At 49.1% G+C, this 19,426-nt stretch carries 16 protein-coding genes and 7 tRNA genes; 1 reads left to right on the forward strand and 22 read right to left on the reverse strand.

Translation table 11 applies throughout. The features are described 5' to 3' along the window. Positions 1-168: 168 nt before the first annotated feature. The 10 genes from U0008_RS06045 to miaB form a co-directional block, all read right to left on the reverse strand. Entirely contained in the window at positions 169-894 is a 726-nt protein-coding gene (locus U0008_RS06045) for an amino acid ABC transporter ATP-binding protein (RefSeq protein WP_025800658.1), read from the reverse strand. Next, positions 894-1,568, reverse strand: a complete 675-nt coding sequence (gene gltK / locus U0008_RS06050; protein ID WP_025800659.1) for a glutamate/aspartate ABC transporter permease GltK — start codon at positions 1,566-1,568, stop codon at positions 894-896. The genes U0008_RS06045 and gltK overlap by 1 nt, the downstream gene beginning before the upstream one ends. Continuing rightward, positions 1,568-2,308, reverse strand: a complete 741-nt coding sequence (locus U0008_RS06055; RefSeq protein ID WP_025800660.1) for an amino acid ABC transporter permease — start codon at positions 2,306-2,308, stop codon at positions 1,568-1,570. The genes gltK and U0008_RS06055 overlap by 1 nt, the downstream gene beginning before the upstream one ends. Before the next feature lie 259 nt (positions 2,309-2,567). After that, positions 2,568-3,500 (reverse strand): amino acid ABC transporter substrate-binding protein, encoded by a 933-nt coding sequence (locus U0008_RS06060; RefSeq protein WP_043491820.1) that lies wholly within the window; start codon positions 3,498-3,500, stop codon positions 2,568-2,570. 411 nt (positions 3,501-3,911) lie between these two features. Then, entirely contained in the window at positions 3,912-4,499 is a 588-nt protein-coding gene (locus U0008_RS06065) for an MSMEG_1061 family FMN-dependent PPOX-type flavoprotein (protein ID WP_025800662.1), read from the reverse strand. A gap of 150 nt (positions 4,500-4,649) precedes the next feature. Continuing rightward, entirely contained in the window at positions 4,650-6,173 is a 1,524-nt protein-coding gene (gene lnt, locus U0008_RS06070) for an apolipoprotein N-acyltransferase (protein WP_043491823.1), read from the reverse strand. A 7-nt stretch (positions 6,174-6,180) separates the two neighbouring features. Beyond that, positions 6,181-7,065, reverse strand: coding sequence for a CNNM family magnesium/cobalt transport protein CorC (gene corC, locus U0008_RS06075; protein WP_004096455.1), 885 nt, complete (start codon positions 7,063-7,065; stop codon positions 6,181-6,183). 80 nt (positions 7,066-7,145) lie between these two features. Beyond that, complete coding sequence (gene ybeY / locus U0008_RS06080; RefSeq protein WP_040045675.1) at positions 7,146-7,619, reverse strand: rRNA maturation RNase YbeY; 474 nt, start codon at positions 7,617-7,619, stop codon at positions 7,146-7,148. A gap of 26 nt (positions 7,620-7,645) precedes the next feature. Continuing rightward, the gene (locus U0008_RS06085) at positions 7,646-8,704 is read right to left on the reverse strand and encodes a PhoH family protein (protein WP_025800665.1); all 1,059 of its coding nucleotides are present in this window, start codon (positions 8,702-8,704) and stop codon (positions 7,646-7,648) included. Between the two features lie 417 nt (positions 8,705-9,121). Continuing rightward, a complete protein-coding gene (gene miaB, locus U0008_RS06090) occupies positions 9,122-10,546 on the reverse strand; it encodes a tRNA (N6-isopentenyl adenosine(37)-C2)-methylthiotransferase MiaB (RefSeq protein WP_025800666.1) in 1,425 nt (474 codons plus the stop codon). Between the two features lie 243 nt (positions 10,547-10,789). On the opposite strand from miaB, the gene ubiF reads away from it, so the two are divergent. Further along, complete coding sequence (ubiF, locus tag U0008_RS06095; RefSeq protein WP_043491827.1) at positions 10,790-11,965, forward strand: 3-demethoxyubiquinol 3-hydroxylase; 1,176 nt, start codon at positions 10,790-10,792, stop codon at positions 11,963-11,965. Positions 11,966-12,164: 199 nt separating this feature from the next. On the opposite strand, the gene U0008_RS06100 is transcribed toward ubiF, so the two are convergent. The 12 genes from U0008_RS06100 to nagB form a co-directional block, all read right to left on the reverse strand. After that, positions 12,165-12,239, reverse strand: a tRNA-Gln gene (locus U0008_RS06100). Positions 12,240-12,306: 67 nt separating this feature from the next. Then, positions 12,307-12,381, reverse strand: a tRNA-Gln gene (locus U0008_RS06105). Between the two features lie 2 nt (positions 12,382-12,383). After that, a tRNA-Met gene (locus U0008_RS06110) sits at positions 12,384-12,460 on the reverse strand. 45 nt (positions 12,461-12,505) lie between these two features. Beyond that, a tRNA-Gln gene (locus U0008_RS06115) sits at positions 12,506-12,580 on the reverse strand. Between the two features lie 40 nt (positions 12,581-12,620). Next, positions 12,621-12,695 (reverse strand) — tRNA-Gln (locus tag U0008_RS06120). Positions 12,696-12,721: 26 nt separating this feature from the next. Continuing rightward, positions 12,722-12,806: transfer RNA gene (locus U0008_RS06125), tRNA-Leu, on the reverse strand. 28 nt (positions 12,807-12,834) lie between these two features. Next, positions 12,835-12,911, reverse strand: a tRNA-Met gene (locus tag U0008_RS06130). 240 nt (positions 12,912-13,151) lie between these two features. Next, on the reverse strand, positions 13,152-14,819 hold the full coding sequence (asnB, locus tag U0008_RS06135) for an asparagine synthase B (protein WP_025800668.1): 1,668 nt from the start codon (positions 14,817-14,819) through the stop codon (positions 13,152-13,154). A 342-nt stretch (positions 14,820-15,161) separates the two neighbouring features. Then, positions 15,162-15,914 (reverse strand): HAD-IIA family hydrolase, encoded by a 753-nt coding sequence (locus tag U0008_RS06140; RefSeq protein ID WP_025800669.1) that lies wholly within the window; start codon positions 15,912-15,914, stop codon positions 15,162-15,164. An 81-nt stretch (positions 15,915-15,995) separates the two neighbouring features. Beyond that, positions 15,996-17,228 carry a DNA-binding transcriptional regulator NagC gene (gene nagC, locus U0008_RS06145; protein ID WP_043491831.1) on the reverse strand — a complete coding sequence of 411 codons (1,233 nt, stop codon included), beginning with the start codon at positions 17,226-17,228 and terminating at the stop codon, positions 15,996-15,998. Positions 17,229-17,301: 73 nt separating this feature from the next. Continuing rightward, positions 17,302-18,453, reverse strand: a complete 1,152-nt coding sequence (gene nagA / locus U0008_RS06150) for an N-acetylglucosamine-6-phosphate deacetylase (protein ID WP_043491834.1) — start codon at positions 18,451-18,453, stop codon at positions 17,302-17,304. A gap of 27 nt (positions 18,454-18,480) precedes the next feature. Further along, positions 18,481-19,281 (reverse strand): glucosamine-6-phosphate deaminase, encoded by an 801-nt coding sequence (nagB, locus tag U0008_RS06155; RefSeq protein WP_043491837.1) that lies wholly within the window; start codon positions 19,279-19,281, stop codon positions 18,481-18,483. Positions 19,282-19,426 lie beyond the last annotated feature (145 nt).

Genomic DNA, 19,426 nt, shown 5'->3' on the forward strand with positions numbered 1-19,426 from the left:
TTTTATTGTTTGAGCTTATTTATTTGAAGAAGATTGTTTAATAATGATTGTTTGAAAATTAATGTGTGACCAGCTTAACGCGCAGAAGAAATTTGGAATAGAAAAGCGAGTGGAAAGCGTGAGGTAATGCGCAATCCCACACGATTGTGGAAATTGCGCACGAAAACATTAATGAATGATTTTAGCGAGGAAATCCTTGGCGCGATCGGATTCTGGATTATTGAAGAAGTCGTCTTTGTTGCGATCTTCCACAATTTTGCCTTCATCCATAAAGATTACGCGGTTGGCTACTTTACGCGCAAAGCCCATTTCATGCGTCACCACCATCATGGTCATGCCTTCTTTTGCCAGTTCGACCATAACATCCAGCACTTCGTTGATCATTTCAGGATCGAGCGCCGAGGTGGGTTCATCAAACAGCATGGCGACAGGATCCATACACAACGCACGTGCAATAGCCACGCGCTGTTGCTGTCCACCGGAAAGCTGGCTAGGGAATTTGTCAGCATGAGAGCTAAGCCCTACGCGTTCCAGCAATTTTAGCCCTTTGCTTTTTGCCGCGGCTTTTTCGCGGCCTAGTACTTTCACCTGTGCCAACGTGAGGTTTTCGATAATCGACAAATGTGGAAACAGTTCAAAATGCTGAAAAACCATGCCCACTTTCGAGCGTAGCTTGGCTAAATCCGTGCGTTTATCGTTAACCTGAATTCCGTTCACCGTGATCTCGCCTTTTTGAATCGGCTCCAGACCATTAACGGTTTTTATCAACGTTGATTTACCTGAACCAGAAGGGCCGCATACCACCACCACTTCGCCTTTTTTCACTTCCGTGGAGCAGTCTGCCAGCACCTGAAAGTGACCATACCACTTAGAAACATTTTTCAGGGAAATCATCAAACAGTCCTTTTTTTCAAGTAATTAACCAGCGCCGAAGCGGCTAGGCTGATAATAAAATAGACAAAACCGGCAAACAGAATCATTTCAACCTGCGTTCCATCACGTTCCCCAATGGTTGACGCGGTGCGGAAGAAATCGGCCAAGCTGAGTACGTACACCAGTGAAGTATCTTGAAAGAGCACAATTCCCTGAGTGAGCAGCAGCGGCACCATGGCGCGGAACGCCTGAGGCAGGATCACCAAACGCATCGATTGCCAGTGGGTCATGCCTAACGCTAGCGAAGCGCCGGACTGCCCCTTGGACACGCTTTGGATGCCCGCACGAATGATTTCTGAGTAGTAGGCGGCTTCGAATAGAGAAAACGCTACCATGGCTGAGATAAGCCGAATATCGTTTTTTGGTGATAGGCCTAGAACTTGTTGTAATAAGCTTGGAACAACAAGATAGAACCAAAGTAAAACCATCACCAACGGTACGGAGCGGAACAGGTTGACGTAGAGCGTGGCAAACCAGCTAATCGGTTTGAACGACGATAAACGCATGACGGCTAAAACCGTGCCCCAGATAATGCCAAAGACCACGGCGATGACCGTGATTTTTAGCGTAATCACCATCCCATTCATCAGATAGGGCAGGCTAGGAACAATAGAACTCCAATCAAACTCGTACATTATTTGCTCCCCATATTCCCTGGTAGCTGAATCTTGCGCTCGACGAAGTGCATGATCAGCATGATCACCGCGTTGATGGCAATATAGGCCAGCGTGATGGCGGTAAAGGATTCGTAGGCATGAGCAGAATAATCGAGCAGCTTGCCTGCCTGAGCCGCCATGTCGACCAGCCCAATAGTTGATGCGATAGCCGAGTTCTTCACCAAGTTAAGCATTTCGGACGTCATTGGCGGAACGATCACGCGATAGGCATTAGGCAACAAGACATAACGGTAGGTTTGTGGAAGCGTGAGCCCCATGGCTAAACCGGCGCTTTTTTGCCCGCGTGGCAGCGATTGAATGCCTGAGCGAACCTGTTCACACACGCGTGCAGCGGTAAATAATCCCAGACATAGCATCGAGGAAACGAAGAACTGGATGTTGGGGTCGAGCTCGCTCTTAAACCACATGCCGATATCAGCGGGCAATAATTCGGGGATCACTAGATACCACGTAAAGAATTGCACAATCAGCGGAACGTTGCGGAAAAGCTCGACGTAACACATGCCGAGGCTTGAGAGAAAGCGGTTAGGAACGGTGCGTAGGATACCGAAAATAGAACCGACGAAAAACGCGATGATCCACGCACAGATAGACAGGGCTACCGTGACCTGAAAACCAGACCAGATCCACCCCAGATACGTTGTGTTGCCGAAAGGTGCCTGTTGCAAAAAGATGCCCCAGTTCCAGTCAATAGACATAGATAGCTCCCTAAAGTGAGATACGGCAATAACCTATTCAGACGTCAGGCTGGGTAGATAACCGCACACACGAAAATTGATGACAGTCACTTTTGAATTGGAGACAAGACAACTGCGGCGAGAAAAAGGGGGAGGGAACGATCTCCCCCAATCCCGTCTGCCTAAAGTTTTGTCAGCAATCTAGCGCCCTTGCGTAACTCGAATAACAATGGCGATTGTCTCCGTCTCCTTAATTTTTACATCGTGCGGAGACTAGGATTTATTTAGCGATTTGGTCGTTAGGGGCTTTGAACAATGCTTTCATGTCATCAGAAAGCGCAAAGTTCATATTCATATTTTTTGGTGGAATTGGTTGATTGAACCAACGTTCAAACCATTTAGCGGCTTCGCCAGAGGTTTGCGCTTTGGCAATGGTTTCATCCATCAGCTTTTTAAAGGCTGGATCGTTCTTACGCAGCATACAGCCGTAGGCTTCATGCGACTGAGGAGTGCCAACAATTTCCCACTGATCGGGTTTCTTCGCTTTAGCACGCTCACCGGCCAATAAGGCGTCATCCATCATAAAGGCCACTGCGCGACCGCTTTCCAGAGTACGGAATGAGTCACCGTGATCTTTGGCGCTGATGATGCGCATTTTCATATTGTCTTTCTCGTTCAGCTTATTGAGCAGGATCTCAGAGGTGGTGCCTGATGTGACCACGACCGGCTTGCCCGCCAGATCTTTGAAATCTTTAATATCGCCGCCTTTTTTCACCAGCAGACGAGTACCGACGACGAAGATCGAGTTAGAGAAAGCCGCTTGTTGCTGGCGCTCTGCGTTGTTGGTGGTGGAACCACATTCAAAATCAAAGGTCCCGTTTTGCAGCAGTGGGATTCGGTTCTGCGAGGTGATTGGCAACATTTTTACCTGTAAATTAGGCATGTTCAGCTGCTTTTTAACCGCATCAACGATTTGATTAGAATAGTCTTGGGAATAGCCCACCACTTTCTGCGCGTTATCGTAATAAGAGAAAGGTACAGAAGATTCGCGATGACCAACGACGATAACGCCGCTGCTTTTAATCTTTTGTAATGTGTCTGCAGAGGCTTCAGCTTTCTGGGCGTCTGCTGCTTTTGCTTCATCTGCGGCGTGAGCCACGGTGCTAGACATACCGATTAGCAGCATTGATAACGCCAGTTTGCGCATTTGCATTCGCGTACTCCTTTGATTGTTGTGTTACAAGTTTCACATTTAATTGTTATATGTAGCTTTTGTTACTGCTTTTTATCTGTTCGTACGTGGGAGCCGGAACGATGGCACCGCTGTACGTTTACCCATTGTCGAAATTGGTTGTCTCTTATTTGGCGTGCAAAATACGTCTGCACTTGATAGCAAAATAGCCTAATGTAACCAAATTGATATCTTTATGTTTATATTTTGAGACATAAACCGCACCATTTAGTGGCATAAAATTCCCGATGCACAAAAATAAAGCACTCAATGCATCAATTTTGTGCAGCGTTTTTATGGATTAACGCCAACGCATGGTTTTCGGTCGTTATGCGGAAAATACTGCAAGAGGTATGCCAGAAATTGAGCTCCGCGCGGGAGCTCATGGCGATGTTAGGCTTGAGAGGCTGCTTGAGATAGGGCGATGTGGGCGCGGACAATTTCCATGATAGAAGGCAGTGACTTAGGATCAAGCTGGCGTTCAGCGTCCCATAAGCCCCCAAAGGTCACGGCTCTGCCACAGTGGATAAAGGCTTCTTCAACGTTAATCACCAGCACGCTACGAGCGGCATTTTCTTGCACATTGAAGCGCTGGCATAGCTCAGGATCGACGCTGATTTGTGCGCTGCCGTTCACACGAAAGGCTTCACTCCAACCCGGAATTAAAAACAGCAGCCCGATCGTTGGATTATTCAGCAGATTACGAATGCCGTCTAAGCGATTGTTGCCCGGTAAGTCGGGCAGCAACAGCGTCTTTTCATCTTCCACTACGACAAAGCCCGCATCTCCGCCTTTGGGAGAGCAGTCCATTCCGTTTTCACCAACCGTTGAAATCACGACAAATGTAGACGACGCGATCAGCTGACGGGCGTAGCTATCAATGTGATCAATTTGCTTCTGCAGCACCATCTTATTGGGCTGAGCATAGTGTTCACGCAATTTTTGCTCATCGGCAATGATAAATTCAGGATTTAGCTGCATCACTTTCTCATTAATGACTAGGGAAATTGCGGGCACATTAACAGCAGTGAGTATGATTCGCAATCGCGAAAATAACCCTATTTGATTGAGGGGACGGTGTTCTGGGGAGTTGAGAAGTACCTCCCCCGAGAAGGGGGAGGTGGTGCGGGATTAACGGCGTTTACGTCCGGCAATCAGCGCAAGAGCGGCCATCACAAAGGTAATAATCCATAGTGGGATAGAACCAAAGCGGGCGTAAGGCGTGATGCCTGTTGTCGGTGCAACGTTAACTTCCAGCACCTTGCGTTCAAACTGTGGAATTTCCGCAATCACATTGCCTGAAGCATCAACCGCAGCGGTAACGCCGTTGTTGGTGCTGCGCAGCAGTGGACGACCCAGTTCTAACGCACGCATCCGTGCCATTTGGAAATGCTGCCATGGGCCAATGGAGTGGCCGAACCACGCATCGTTAGACACGGTGAGCAAGAAGTTAGTGTCTGGGCGGAAGTTAGCACGTACCTGTTCGCCAAGCACGATTTCATAGCAAATAGCCGCGGTTAGGTTATATCCCTGCACGCTGAGCTGTGGCTGGATATAGTCTCCACGACTAAAGGCTGACATCGGCAGGTTAAAGAACGGTGCTAGAGGACGCAGCAAATCTTCCATCGGCACAAATTCACCAAAAGGAACCAGATGGTGCTTGTTGTAGCGGTTTTTGCTCGGATAAACGTACGGTTCTTTCTCACCCAAGACGATCACGGTGTTGTAATAACGTGGGCCATATTCGCCCATGCGGTCATCAACAATACCGGTAATCAGGCTGCTGTGGTGTGAGCGGAACAGGCTGTCGAGCATGGTTAAGAACTGGTTCTGATTCTTTTCAGTATCTGGGATTGCGGATTCCGGCCAAATAATAATCGGCGCTTTCCCCAGATAAGGACGTGATTCATCCAGATAGGTTTGCAGCGTGGTGATCAGCGCGTTCGGATCCCATTTCATGGATTGCTCAATGTTACCCTGAACCATTGCCACGTTAACCGCTTTGTCTGTTTGGTTCTGATACCACTGAATGCCGCGCAGCGGCCAAGGTAATAACAACAGCGCGAGAGCAACAATCGCGGGGACAATTTTGCGCAGACAGACCGAAAGCACAACCAATCCACTGATAATCATCAGTAAATAGGTGATGGTGTCCATACCCGCAATGGGAGCAATGCCTTTCAGCGGGCCGTTGATCTGGCTATAGCCAAACTGAAGCCACGGGAAGCCGGTTAATACCCAGCCGCGCAGGAATTCAGTCAATTGCCAAAGCGCCGGAGCCGCGATAACTAAACGCCAAACGTTCGCCTTAGGCCAAAAACGATTGAGCACACCGGCAAAAAGCATCGGATACAGCGCAAGATAGGCGGCCAGCAGCACGACCAGTGACATACTCACCGGCGTTGGCATGCCGCCAAACTGTTCAATACTGACGTAAACCCAGTTGATTCCCGTTCCGAATAACCCCATTCCCCACAGAAAACCTAAACCGATGGCTTGTTTCGTGGTGCGGTTAAGCGTAACGGCAAGCAGGCCAATCAGTGAAATGAGAGCCGCAGGCCAGAAATCATAGGGAGAGAACGAGAGGGTGCCAGCGGCACCCAAGATAAGCGCCAGCAGGGCGCGAACCCACTGGCGTTGAAGTAATGAACACATGTTGTTATTAATCTTCCAGATCCAATTTCGGTTGAGGGGACTCATCCGGGATTTTGACATGAACCTGTATAATGCGTCGACTATCGGCCATGGCTACTTTGAATTGGTAACCATCAATGTCAATGGTTTCGCCGCGTGCCGGTAGGTGGCCAAAGGCTTGCATTACCAAGCCACCCACGGTATCAACTTCTTCGTCGCTGAAGTGAGTACCGAAGGCTTCGTTAAAGTCTTCAATTTGAGTCAACGCACGCACGGTATACATGTGGCGGCTGATTTGACGCACATCGCGATCTTCAACTTCGTCATATTCATCGTCGATTTCACCCACAATAAGCTCGAGGATATCTTCGATGGTAACCAAGCCAGAAACGCCACCGAATTCATCGATAACGATCGCCATGTGATAACGCTGTGAACGGAACTCTTTGAGCATACGGTCAACACGTTTGCTCTCTGGAACAACCACGGCCGCGCGCAGCACTCTGTCGATGCTGAACGGCTCAGAATCGCTGCGCATAAACGGCAGCAAGTCTTTCGCCATCAGGATCCCTTCGATGTGATCTTTATCTTCGCTAATCACCGGAAAACGAGAGTGGGCAGAATCAACAATCACGTCTAGACATTCTTCCAGCGTCTGATTACGTTTCAAGGTGACCATTTGGCTACGTGGGATCATGATGTCGCGAACGCGCTGCTCCGCAATATCCATCACGCCTTCCAGCATGTCACGGGTATCGGGATCGATCAGATCGTTTTGTTCGGAATCACGGATCAGTTCAACTAAATCTCCACGGTTTTTAGGTTCTCCGTGGAACAGCTGATTGAGAATCAGAGAGAAAAAACCCTTTTTGGGACTGGGGCTATCGTTGTTTTGTGAATGGTCGTCGCTCATGGCGTTAGTGTGTGGTTACTCATATAAGTGGTCAATAATTCACGTCATACGGCGCGATTAGGGGCCGCATGACGCAATAGTTAATCGGATTCTTTTTCCGCCGCGTAGGGATCGGGATACCCGAGTTCCTGCATGATTTCGGCTTCTAAAGCTTCCATTTCTTCTGCTTCTTCATCGATGATGTGGTCATACCCTAGCAGATGTAGACTGCCGTGAACAACCATATGCGCCCAATGTGAGAGCAGGGAAATCTCTTGCTCTTTTGCTTCTGCTTCAACTACCTGCCGACAGATAATCATATCACCCAGCAGAGGAAGCTCAATGCCCGGAGGCGCTTCGAACGGGAAGGATAACACGTTGGTCGGTTTATCCTTACCACGATAGGTCATATTGAGCTCGTGACTCTCTGCTTCATCAACCAAACGAATGGTGACTTCCGCCTCTTCTTGAAACTTAGGTAGCACCGCTTCAAGCCATTGACGGAAATCGGCCTCGGCGGGTAATCCCTCCGTGTTTTCGCAGGCGATTTGCAGATCTAATATTACATTGCTCATAGTGTGTTGCTCATAATACTTCCAGCTTAGTGTGATTCTTGCCCTGAGGCTGAGGTTTGGGCTTCGCGCTTACGCTGTTCCGCCAGCTCATCTTTACGCTTTTGCTCCGCCAGTTCCCACGCTTCGTAGGCCATGACGACCTGTGCAACGACCGGATGACGTACCACGTCTTCACTGGTCAGGAAGTTGAAGCTGATCTCTTCGACGGAAGACAATACTTCAATCGCATGGCGTAATCCTGACTTCTGCGCGCGCGGTAAGTCGATCTGGGTGACGTCACCGGTAATGACCGCTTTCGAGTTAAAACCGATACGCGTCAGGAACATCTTCATCTGTTCGATGGTGGTGTTTTGGCTTTCATCGAGAATGATAAACGCGTCATTCAACGTGCGTCCGCGCATGTAGGCAAGCGGGGCAACCTCGATGACGTTGCGCTCCATCAGTTTTTCAACGCGTTCAAAGCCGAGCATTTCGAACAACGCATCATACAAGGGACGCAGGTAAGGATCGACTTTTTGGCTTAAGTCACCGGGTAAGAAGCCCAGCTTTTCACCGGCTTCTACCGCAGGACGGGTGAGCAAAATACGGCGAATTTCTTGGCGCTCTAAGGCATCAACCGCGGCAGCAACGGCAAGATAGGTTTTACCGGTACCCGCAGGGCCAACGCCAAAGGTAATATCGTGATCCAACACGTTGGCGATGTACTGCGCCTGATTGGGCGTACGCGGCTTGATTACACCACGCTTGGTTTTGATATTAACGGCTTTGCCGTATTCAGGCACATGGTCAGACACCTGTTCCAAAATGCCACTCTCTTTGATGGCCAGATGGATTTGTTCAGGAATAATATCTGGAATGTGACCGCGCATTGGCGCCGTATCAACATACAGATGGCGCAGGATATCTTTGGCGGCGTTGACGCAGGCCGCTTTACCCACCAGTTTGAACTGGTTATCGCGATGGCTGATTTCGATACCTAAACGGCGCTGTAGTTGCTTAATATTGTCATCAAACGGGCCACACAGGCTGTTTAGTCGCTGATTATCCGCCGGTTCTAATGCAAGTTCTTCAGTGATAATGTTCAAACTATTCCTCTGAGCTTATACCCATAACTAATAGCGTAAATGATACATGGCATTACGCCATTATTCTTCATCTGCGGGCTATTGTGACCAGAATTGCCAATACGCTTCGCAATTTCTCATTATTCAATGGGGGAGGAAGTGCATAATTTCAACCCATTTTGTTTTTCATGTTAACTGAAATGCATTATAGAGCCGCCAGCAGGGATGCTGGTGGCAGGTTGAAGGCACACAGGATGTGTGCTCTGAAACCGGTCGGCCAAGCGACTCGGTAAAAGCGCGCGGGTATTGGGTGCGCGCGCTGGCGCACCCAATTCGGTCGCCGATACCCGTGTCTGCATAGAAGTGCGTTGGCTTAATAGGCGAACGAAATTTTACACCGCTCGCTCATTAACCTTAGAAATGTAAGAGCATCAAGCACTAAGGCTGATAGCTCCCCACCCCCAACGCATCCTCTTTACGCGTGCGTGCAATAACCGACTCCGGTGACTCATGAACGCGCAAATCCATCTGATCTTCGGTACGCACTAACACACCGCGCAGCGAGTTGGTTCTGACTTCGGTAATTTCTACATCCACGAAGGTGCCTACCAGCTCAGGTGAACCTTCGAAATTCACCACGCGGTTATTTTCAGTGCGGCCTGAGATTTCCATGACGTTTTTGCGTGATACCCCTTCCACCAAAATACGCTGCACGGTGCCGACCATTTTGCGGCTGTAGCTCTGTGCCTGCTGATTGATGCGGTCTTGCAAAATATACAGGCGCTGTTTTTTCTCTTCTTCAGAAACATCGTCAACCATGTCGGCGGCTGGCGTACCTGGGCGCGGTGAGAAAACAAAGCTGTAGCTCACGTCGAAGTTGATTTCAGCGATCAGCTTCATGGTTTGCTCAAAATCTTCCTGCGTTTCACCGGGGAAGCCGACGATAAAGTCTGAGCTGATGAGAATATCCGGTCGCGCTTTACGCAGTTTGCGAATGATGGATTTGTATTCAAGTACCGTATGGGTACGTTTCATCATATTGAGAACTCGGTCTGATCCGCTTTGTACCGGCAGATGCAGGAAGCTAACAAGCTCAGGCGTGTCTTCATACACGGCGATGATATCGTCGGTAAATTCAATCGGATGGCTGGTGGTGAAGCGAATGCGGTCGATTCCATCAATGGCGGCAACCAAGCGCAGCAGCTCGGCGAAAGTACAAATATCGCCGTCGAACGAAGGGCCGCGATAGGCATTCACATTTTGCCCAAGCAGATTGACTTCGCGCACGCCTTGGGCGGCAAGCTGAGCAATTTCAAACAGCACGTCGTCGCATGGGCGGCTGACTTCTTCACCGCGGGTATAAGGCACCACGCAGTATGTGCAGTATTTATTACAGCCTTCCATGATGGAGACAAAGGCGCTTGGGCCGTCGGCACGCGGCTCGGGAAGCCGGTCGAATTTTTCGATTTCAGGAAAGCTCACGTCCACGATAGGGCTTTTGCTACCGCGAACCTTATTAATCATTTCTGGCAAACGATGCAGCGTTTGTGGGCCAAAAACGATGTCGACATAGTGGGCGCGCTGGCGCAGCAGTTTGCCTTCCTGCGAGGCCACGCAGCCCCCAACGCCAATAATCACGTTTGGATTCGCTTCTTTGAGCAACTTCCAGCGGCCGAGTTGGTGGAAGACTTTCTCTTGGGCTTTCTCTCTAATTGAGCAGGTATTTAGCAGCAAGACATCTGCCTCTTCGGCATTTTCGGTCAGTTCGAAACCGTGCGTGCTGCCCAGTAAATCTGCCATTTTAGATGAGTCATACTCATTCATCTGGCAGCCCCAGGTTTTAATATGCAGTTTTTGTGTCATCGATTTGCCATTGCTTTATGCAGGTGGATTTCGGACAGACCGGCACTGTTATCTAAAGCGGATAAAGCATCGGGTGAAAATCGCCCTAGATATTAAAAGGTAGAGGTGTCGGAACAAGCCCATACGCAGGTCGGCTATTGTAATCTTTGCCTTAGGTCATGACTACCCTATAACCTCACGCTTTGTGCACGGAATCAAAGGTAAAATCCGGTACAATGGCGAAATATATCAGCGGGAGGATTTATGGCCGAGCATAAAAGTGATGTTGTCGTTATCGGAGGCGGCATGGTGGGGGCGGCAGCCGCGTTGGGGTTGGCCCAGGCCGGTTTTACTGTCACGGTTGTTGAAAACCGTACGCCTCGTCCATTCGATGCGTCACAGCCACCTGATTTACGAATATCGGCTATTAGTGCTTCATCGGTGGCGTTGTTAGAGAGTTTAGGCGTATGGAAAACCGTACGTCACATGCGCAGTGCGGCCTATCGTGGTTTAGAAACCTGGGAGTGGGAAGCATCTCGCGTCAGTTTCAGCGCCCAAGAGCTGGGTATTCCAGAGCTCGGCTATATGCTAGAAAACGAAGTGTTGCAGCTTGCGCTTTGGCAGCATTTAGAGCAGATGCCTAATATTTCGCTGATGGTTCCTGCTGAATTAAAAACCATCGTGCCAGGCCAAGACGTATGGAACGTGGAATTGAGCGACGGCCGTGAAATTGAAACCAAGCTGGTTTTAGGTGCCGATGGCGCAAACTCTCTGGTGCGCGCTCAGGCGGGCATAGGCGTGCGTGGTTGGCAATATCGTCAATCATGCATGCTGATAACCGTTCAAACGCTGGAAGACCCCTTAGACGTCACGTGGCAGCAGTTTACGCCGCAGGGGCCGCGCGCTTTTCTGCCGCTGTGGGATAATTGGGCTTCGCTGGTCTGGTATGACAGTCCCGCTAGGATCCGTCAGCTTATGGCATTGCCAATGTCGCGGCTTACGCAAGAAATCAAACAAACCTTCCCCGCTCGTTTGGGCGATGTAACGGCAATAGCCGCTGGATCGTTTCCTCTGGTGCGTCGTCATGCAAACCGTTACGTGCAAAGTGGTTTGGCTTTGCTTGGCGATGCGGCGCACACCATTAATCCATTGGCAGGGCAGGGCGTTAATCTGGGATATCGCGACGTAGATGTGCTGTTGGACGTGGTGATCAATGCACGTCAGCAGGGTGAAATCTGGCACAGCGAGGAAATTCTGAAACGCTATCAGCACCGCCGTCGCCCAGATAATTTACTCATGCAGGCCGGTATGGATCTGTTTTATAGCGCTTTCAGCAACGAGCTTAAGCCGCTACAGCTGGTGCGAAATTTAGGGTTGATGGCAGCGGAGCGCTCTGGAGAGTTAAAAAAACGCGCGTTGAAGTATGCGTTGGGGTTGTAGACCACGAGCAATGTGCTGACTGCCTACGAGATCGAGATACACGGGGGCGACCGTAGGGTGGGGCGCTCCGGCAGCTAAAGCTGCTACGACCCCATCCCTACGATTCCCCCTAAAATCAGGCTTAATTATTGATAACGACTATTCACCGCTGAAGAAAATCAAGATGAAAAAAAGCTCGCTAAAAGCGAGCTTTTTTTATTGGCTGGGGTACGAGGATTCGAACCTCGGAATGCTGGTATCAGAAACCAGAGCCTTACCGCTTGGCGATACCCCAATTGTTTGGGTGTTACTACATTGCGTCTTTTGACGCGTAAACCTGTTTAAAACAGATTTACGAAATTTGGCTGGGGTACGAGGATTCGAACCTCGGAATGCTGGTATCAGAAACCAGAGCCTTACCGCTTGGCGATACCCCAAATGGTGGCTACGACGGGATTCGAACCTGTGACCCCATCATTATGAGTGATGTGCTCTAACCAACTGAGCTACGTAGCCAACTCAAGGAAACTCTATATTACGTAATTCTATTAGCCAATTCTATGGCTGGGGTACCAGGATTCGAACCTGGGAATGCTGGGATCAAAACCCAGTGCCTTACCGCTTGGCGATACCCCAATCGGGAATAGAATTCACTAGACCTTTTCGAGGAAAAGGATGGCTGGGGTACCAGGATTCGAACCTGGGAATGCTGGGATCAAAACCCAGTGCCTTACCGCTTGGCGATACCCCATCCGCTGCAAAACCGAGTCGTTTAAATGGTGCGGGAGACGAGACTTGAACTCGTACACCTTGCGGCGCTAGAACCTAAATCTAGTGCGTCTACCAATTTCGCCACTCCCGCTCATTTAATCGAAGGTGTTGAAAATAGATGGTGGCTACGACGGGATTCGAACCTGTGACCCCATCATTATGAGTGATGTGCTCTAACCAACTGAGCTACGTAGCCATCTATTTTTCGCCAACCTTCATCGGCGTTGCGGGGCGCATTATGCGTATATGAGAAAGTTGCGTCAACCCCTTTTTTATCGGAAAAGGGCATCTTAGGCACGTTTGCGCGGGGATTATACAGCTCGGTGAGAAAATCAACAAAATTCAGGCTTATTAATAGGGTAAAACGGCGTTATCGATAAAAAAACGGCGAACCTAAAAAGTTCGCCGTTTGGTGGGTAGATGAATTTTTAAATCACTACTTTTGATAAGCCGACTGATGTACGCCTACAGCACGCCCTGACGGGTCATCCATTTTTTTGAAAGATTCATCCCATTCAATCGCTTTTGCCGAAGAACAGGCAACGGAAGGGCCGCCCGGAACGCACTCTGCGGCGCTAGGCACGGGGAATAACTCTTCAAAAATTTCACGATACAAATAGCCTTCTTTCGAGTTTGGCGTGTTGTATGGGAAACGGAAGTGCGCATTTGCCAACATTTGATCGCTAATCTGCTGATTCGCGGTTTCTTTTAAGGTATCGATCCAGCTATAGCCGACGCCGTCGGAGAACTGTTCTTTCTGACGCCATGCGACGCTGGCTGGCAGATAGGATTCAAAACATTCACGTAAGATGTATTTCTCCATTTTGCCGTTGCCGCACATTTTATCTTGTGGGTTTAGGCGCATAGCGACGTCGAGGAATTTTTTATCCAAGAAAGGAACACGTGCCTCAACGCCCCACGCTGACATCGCCTTGTTAGCACGGGCGCAGTCATACATATGCAGAGCCAGCAGCTTACGCACGGTTTCTTCGTGGAACTCTTTGGCGTTTGGAGCTTTATGGAAGTAGAGGTATCCGCCAAAGACCTCATCGGCTCCTTCGCCGGAAAGCACCATCTTGATGCCCATGGCTTTTATCTTACGTGCCATCAGATACATTGGCGTTGAGGCGCGGATGGTGGTCACGTCATAGGTTTCGATGTGATAAATCACGTCGCGAATTGCGTCTAATCCTTCTTGCACCGTGAAATGAATTTCGTGATGCACCGTGCCAAGATGGTTAGCCACTTCCTGCGCGGCTTTTAAATCCGGAGATCCTTCCAAACCCACGGCGAAAGAGTGCAGCTGTGGCCACCATGCTTCGCTGCGTTCACCGTCTTCAACGCGGCGAGCGGCAAATTTTTTGGTAATGGCGGAGATCACCGAGGAGTCGAGCCCGCCAGACAGCAGCACGCCGTAAGGGACGTCAGACATCAGATGGCTTTTGACCGACTCTTCCAAGGCTTCTTTCAATTGTGCTGCGTCAGTGTGGTTATCTTTGACGTTATCGAACTCAAACCAGTCGCGTTGGTAGTAGCTATGAATTTCGCCATCGTCGCTCGACATGTAGCTGCCTGCCGGGAATTCTTTGATGGTGCGGCAAACCGGAACCAGAGCTTTCATCTCTGACGCGACGTAGAAGTTGCCATGTTCGTCATAACCCATATACAGCGGAATAATTCCGAGATGATCGCGGCCAATCAAATAGCTGTTTTTTTCTGCGTCATATAAAACAAAGGCAAACATGCCCTGCAGTTCGTCTAAGAATGCAGAACCTTGCTCTTCGTATAGCGCCAAAATGACTTCACAGTCAGAGGCCGTTTGGAATTCATAACGACCTTCGAAACGCTGGCGCAGAGCCTGATGGTTATAAATTTCACCATTCACGGCAAGAATATGGGTGTGCGCGGCATTGTACAAAGGCTGGGCGCCGTTGTTGACGTCAACGATAGACAGGCGCTCATGTGCCAGAATCGCGTTGTCAGAAGCGTAAATGCCGGACCAATCTGGGCCACGATGACGCATCAGGCGTGATAGCTCGAGCGCTTTTTTGCGCAGCTCAACAGGATCGGTTTTTAAATCAAGCACACCAAAGATAGAACACATAGATTTCTCCCATACTGCATTGTCTAGTTGTGACGTTGTGGGTCAGTTTAAGGCGGTAAAAGATTATTGATTTACGACTCAGAGAGGCGTTTACCGCTGCTATAAATAATAAATTGCGTCAAAACCTGAATAGAATGCAAGCGCTTTAGCGTAATGGTGAGAAATAGTCAGTTGGCATACTTAAAAACTTAATGATTGTTCATTTTTTTAAGTGAATTATTGATGAATCGATAATTTTTTAGCGTTCATTGTAGAAACGATAAAAAGCAGCGCAGAAAAAAGTGAAGAAAAAAACGAGGAGAATCGCGTCTGGCCAAGCAGACCAGACGCAAAGGGGTAACGTTAGATTATGTCAATATCGGCAACGGAGGGATAAATGTAGTTAGGGCGGAACGGCATGTTATCGACGTCGTTTAACGTAGAAACGCCGGATAGCACTAATATCGTTTCTAGCCCCGCTTGGAAGCCTGCCAGAATATCGGTATTCAGATTATCACCGATGATTACGGTGCTTTCTGAATGGGCCTGCATTTTGTTGAGCGCGGCACGAATAATCCACGGGCTCGGTTTGCCAACGTAGAATGGCTTGCGGCCTGAAATGAGTTCAATTGGCGCACACAGGGCACCACAGGCGGGGTAAAAGCCACGACCGTGTGTATCTGGATTCGTCGCGATAAACCGTGCGCCGTTAACTACGAAGTAAGAGGCCTTATGGATCATTTCCCAGTTATACGAACGGGTTTCACCAACGATAACAAAATCAGGGTTGATATCGGTAATGGTAAAGCCTGCTTTATATAATTCGTGAATTAACGCACCTTCACCAATCACATAGGCTTTTTTCCCTTCTTGACGCTTGAGAAAATCGGCGGTGGCCATGGCTGAGGTGTAAAACACGCTTTCAGGAACATCAAGCCCGGCGGCTGCGAAGCGGTTCGCCAGATCCTGCGCGGTTTGAGAAGGGTAGTTGGTCAGAATGACGAGAGGAATGTCTTTTTCTTGAATACGTGCCAGAAATTTATCTGCACCCGGAACCGGAGTGTTGTCGTGCATCAAAACGCCGTCGATGTCACAAATAATACTTTTGATTGTCATGGATTTATTACTCGTTAAGTTGACAAGCACAAATCATATCATGCTTGTCAGCTAACGCAGCAGCTTCAAATAAGCAAAGAACTAGTGCGGATGTTGCCCTTCCAGCAGGCGCTGTAGCAATACACCGTTGAGCATGGCTCGCTTCACCAGCGCAAATGCCCCAATGGCTGAGCGATGATCTAATTCAGAGGTGACCACTGGTAAATTAATGCGGAAATTCTTCAAAGCTTGCGTATTGATACAGCTTTGAATGGCAGGCAGCAGCGTTTTTTCTGCTTCGATAATTTCGCCCGCGATAACCACTTTCTGCGGGTTAAACATGTTAATCGCAATCGCAATAGCGCGGCCAAGATAACGGCCAACCAATTCAATGACTTCTGTTGCTAGTGCGTCGCCTTTATTTGCTGCTTTACAGATTGCGGTTATACTACAATCGTCCAACGAGAGTTTGCTTGGATAGCCTTGTTCGAGCAGATGACGAACGCGTTGTTCAATGGCGGCGTTGGCGGCCACGGTTTCCAAGCAGCCGAAATTCCCGCAGTGGCAACGTTCGCCTAATGGATCGATTTGGATGTGACCAATCTCACCGACGTTGCCTTTACTGCCGAGAAATATTTTCTCATTCACGATGATGCCAGCACCGGTTCCTCGGTGTAGGCGTACCAGCATTGAATCTTCACAGTCGCGGGTGGCGCCGAAATAGTGTTCAGCTAAAGCAAGGCTACGAATATCGTGCCCCACAAAGCTGGTGACGTTAAATCGATCTTCCAGCGCATTAACCAACGGCCAATCGTTAACGGTAATATGCGGCATGTAGCGCACAATCCCATGCTGTGGATCGACTAATCCGGGCAGGATCACCGCAATGGCAATCAGCTCGCGGATTTTACGCTGGTAGGTGAGCATGAACTGCTCAATGTTATTCAGCAGTGCATTTTCCACTGTTTCCTGAGTACGTTCAGGCAACGGGTAGTGCTCTTCGGCCAGCGACTTTCCACTCATATCGTACAGCGTGATGGTGGCGTCGTGACGCCCTAAGCGGATGGCAATGGTATTGAAGAGGCGGGTTTCTGTCACAATGGAAATGGCACGGCGGCCACCGGTAGACGCTTGCTGATCGACTTCTTTGATCAGCCCGCGCTCCAGTAGCTGGCGGGTAATTTTGGTGACGCTAGCGGGGGCAAGCTGGCTTAGTTCGGCAATTTGAATGCGCGAAATAGGGCCTTGTAGATCGATCAAACGGTAAACAGCGGCGCTGTTAAGTTGTTTAACCAGATCTACGTTACCAATTTGTCCTTGTCCGCCTGTGGTCATCAATTTATTACCCGCTTATAAAAATAGAGCTCAAGTTAATAAAGAAAGCACGCAGACTGATGTACGTTCTCTCTTATTTATTTTCGTAAACCGTTTCGCCGTTCACGATGGTTTTGATCACGCGATAGTCTGAAGTGAAAGCGGTCAGGTTCGCCACTTTACCCGCTTCGATGCTTCCCAGACGGCTATCAACGCCCACCGCGCGCGATGGATAGAGCGTTGCCATGCGCAATGCTTCATCCAGAGCAATACCGACGTGCTCAACGCTATTTTTGACGGCGTCGATCATGGTCAGTGCAGAACCGCTCAGCGTACCGTTTTCATCAACGACTAAACCGTTGCGGTAATATACTGTTTTTCCGGCGAAAATGAAGTGATCTATGTTAGCGCCTGCCGGAGCAGTTGCATCGGTGACCAGCACCAGATGTTCGCCTTTCAAACGTTTAGCCAGACGAATACTCGGCCAAGCAACGTGGTGACCATCGGCGATGATGCCGGTATACACTTCAGGAGTGTCGAAAATAGCGCCCATCAGACCCGGAGCACGGCCAGAAATGACTGGCATTGCGTTATAAAGGTGAGTCGCAAAGCTCATGCCTGCGGCGAAGCCTTTACGCGCTTCTTCATAGGTGGCATTAGAGTGACCCGCGGAAACCACAATACCGGCGGCTTTCAGCTGTTGGATAGATGCCTGAGTCGCGACTTCTGGAGCCATCGTCACTTTGGTGATGGCGTCCGCGTGCTCGCACATGAAATCGATCATTTCATGATCCGGTTTACGGATGTATTTCGGATTGTGCGTGCCTTTCTTTTCTAAGCTGATGTATGGGCCTTCAATATGCAGACCTAGCGCCTGATTCTGGTGCTTGGTCAGATAGCTGCGCATAACATCAATACCGTGCTTCATTAAATCGTCAGCACAGGTGATAAGCGTAGGTAAATAGCTGGTACAGCCTGATTTCTCGTTGGCGTGCTGCATGATTTCAAGCGTTTCTTCAGAAACCGCTTCGGTTGAATCATTAAACTGAACGCCGCCACAGCCATTAAGTTGCAGATCGATGAAACCAGGAGCAAGGATTGCCCCGCCTAGATCGTGAGTTTCAATGCCTGACGGAAGTTCAGCGACAGGACAGATCTTTTCAATTAAGCCATTGGCGATCATTACTGCATGGTCGTCGAGAATATCGTGGCCGGTATAAATCCGACAATGGGTCAAAGCGTACATCACATACCCCTGGTTACAGGTTGAAAATTACAGATTCTTCATGTTTTCCGCTTCTAACTCGCGGAAGTACTTAACTGTTTTGACTTTCAGCTCCATCGTTGAAGGCTCATCGCATACGATGACGGACTTCGGATGAAGTTGCAGAGCGCTGATCGTCCACATATGGTTGACGCTGCCTTCAACGGCGGCCTGCAGAGACAATGCTTTCGCGTGGCCAGTGACCAGAATCATCACTTCTTCAGCGTCCAATAATGTGCCAACGCCTACGGTGAGCGCGTATTTTGGCACTTTTGTCATGTCGCCATCAAAGAAACGAGAGTTTGCGATACGGGTTTCTTCGGTCAACGTTTTGATGCGAGTGCGCGACGCTAAAGATGATGCTGGCTCGTTAAAAGCAATATGCCCATCGTTACCTACACCACCCATAAACAGATTGATTCTGCCGTAGGATTTAATTTTTTCTTCATAGCGGCGGCATTCGGTATCAACGTCGGCCGCATTGCCGTTCAGCAAGTTAATGTTTTCGCGTGGGATATCCACGTGATTGAAGAAATTATTATACATGAAGCTATGGTAGCTTTCTGGATGCTCTTCCGGCAGCCCGATGTATTCGTCCATGTTGAACGTCACCACGTTTTTAAAGCTGATTTCGCCAGCCTTGTGCAGCTCGATCAAACGTTTGTAGGTTTGCAGCGGGGTGCCGCCGGTTGGCAGACCGAGAACAAATGGACGCTCAGCCGTTGGTTTAAAGGCATTGATACGGTTAACAATATGACGGGCAGACCATAAGCCAACGTCTGCAGCATTACTTAGAGGGATAAGTCTCATAGGGCACCTTTAGTGAATATAAATCTATATTATAAACGGGGGTCCACATTGCTCTTTGCTCAGAGTATAAGGCGTAATGCTTGCTAACGACTAATGTGTGACCTAACGCCGCTTTGATTTTTCGAATGATAAAATAAGTTTTGTA

It is taken from the genome of Hafnia alvei (genome assembly GCF_034424155.1).
GTDB classification, from domain to species: domain Bacteria; phylum Pseudomonadota; class Gammaproteobacteria; order Enterobacterales; family Enterobacteriaceae; genus Hafnia; species Hafnia alvei.

Coding starts and splice junctions, on each gene's coding strand:
- asnB (WP_025800668.1), bottom strand. CDS start 14,819: ATGTGTTCTATCTTTGGTGTGCTTGATTTAAAAACCGATCCTGTTGAG.
- U0008_RS06055 (WP_025800660.1), bottom strand. CDS start 2,308: ATGTCTATTGACTGGAACTGGGGCATCTTTTTGCAACAGGCACCTTTC.
- nagC (WP_043491831.1), bottom strand. CDS start 17,228: ATGACCACAGGCGGACAAGGACAAATTGGTAACGTAGATCTGGTTAAA.
- gltK (WP_025800659.1), bottom strand. CDS start 1,568: ATGTACGAGTTTGATTGGAGTTCTATTGTTCCTAGCCTGCCCTATCTG.
- nagA (WP_043491834.1), bottom strand. CDS start 18,453: ATGTACGCTTTGACCCATTGTCGGATTTATACCGGCCACGATATTCTC.
- ybeY (WP_040045675.1), bottom strand. CDS start 7,619: ATGAGCAATGTAATATTAGATCTGCAAATCGCCTGCGAAAACACGGAG.
- miaB (WP_025800666.1), bottom strand. CDS start 10,546: ATGACACAAAAACTGCATATTAAAACCTGGGGCTGCCAGATGAATGAG.
- U0008_RS06065 (WP_025800662.1), bottom strand. CDS start 4,499: ATGCAGCTAAATCCTGAATTTATCATTGCCGATGAGCAAAAATTGCGT.
- nagB (WP_043491837.1), bottom strand. CDS start 19,281: ATGAGACTTATCCCTCTAAGTAATGCTGCAGACGTTGGCTTATGGTCT.
- U0008_RS06060 (WP_043491820.1), bottom strand. CDS start 3,500: ATGCAAATGCGCAAACTGGCGTTATCAATGCTGCTAATCGGTATGTCT.
- corC (WP_004096455.1), bottom strand. CDS start 7,065: ATGAGCGACGACCATTCACAAAACAACGATAGCCCCAGTCCCAAAAAG.
- lnt (WP_043491823.1), bottom strand. CDS start 6,173: ATGTGTTCATTACTTCAACGCCAGTGGGTTCGCGCCCTGCTGGCGCTT.
- U0008_RS06045 (WP_025800658.1), bottom strand. CDS start 894: ATGATTTCCCTGAAAAATGTTTCTAAGTGGTATGGTCACTTTCAGGTG.
- ubiF (WP_043491827.1), top strand. CDS start 10,790: ATGGCCGAGCATAAAAGTGATGTTGTCGTTATCGGAGGCGGCATGGTG.
- U0008_RS06140 (WP_025800669.1), bottom strand. CDS start 15,914: ATGACAATCAAAAGTATTATTTGTGACATCGACGGCGTTTTGATGCAC.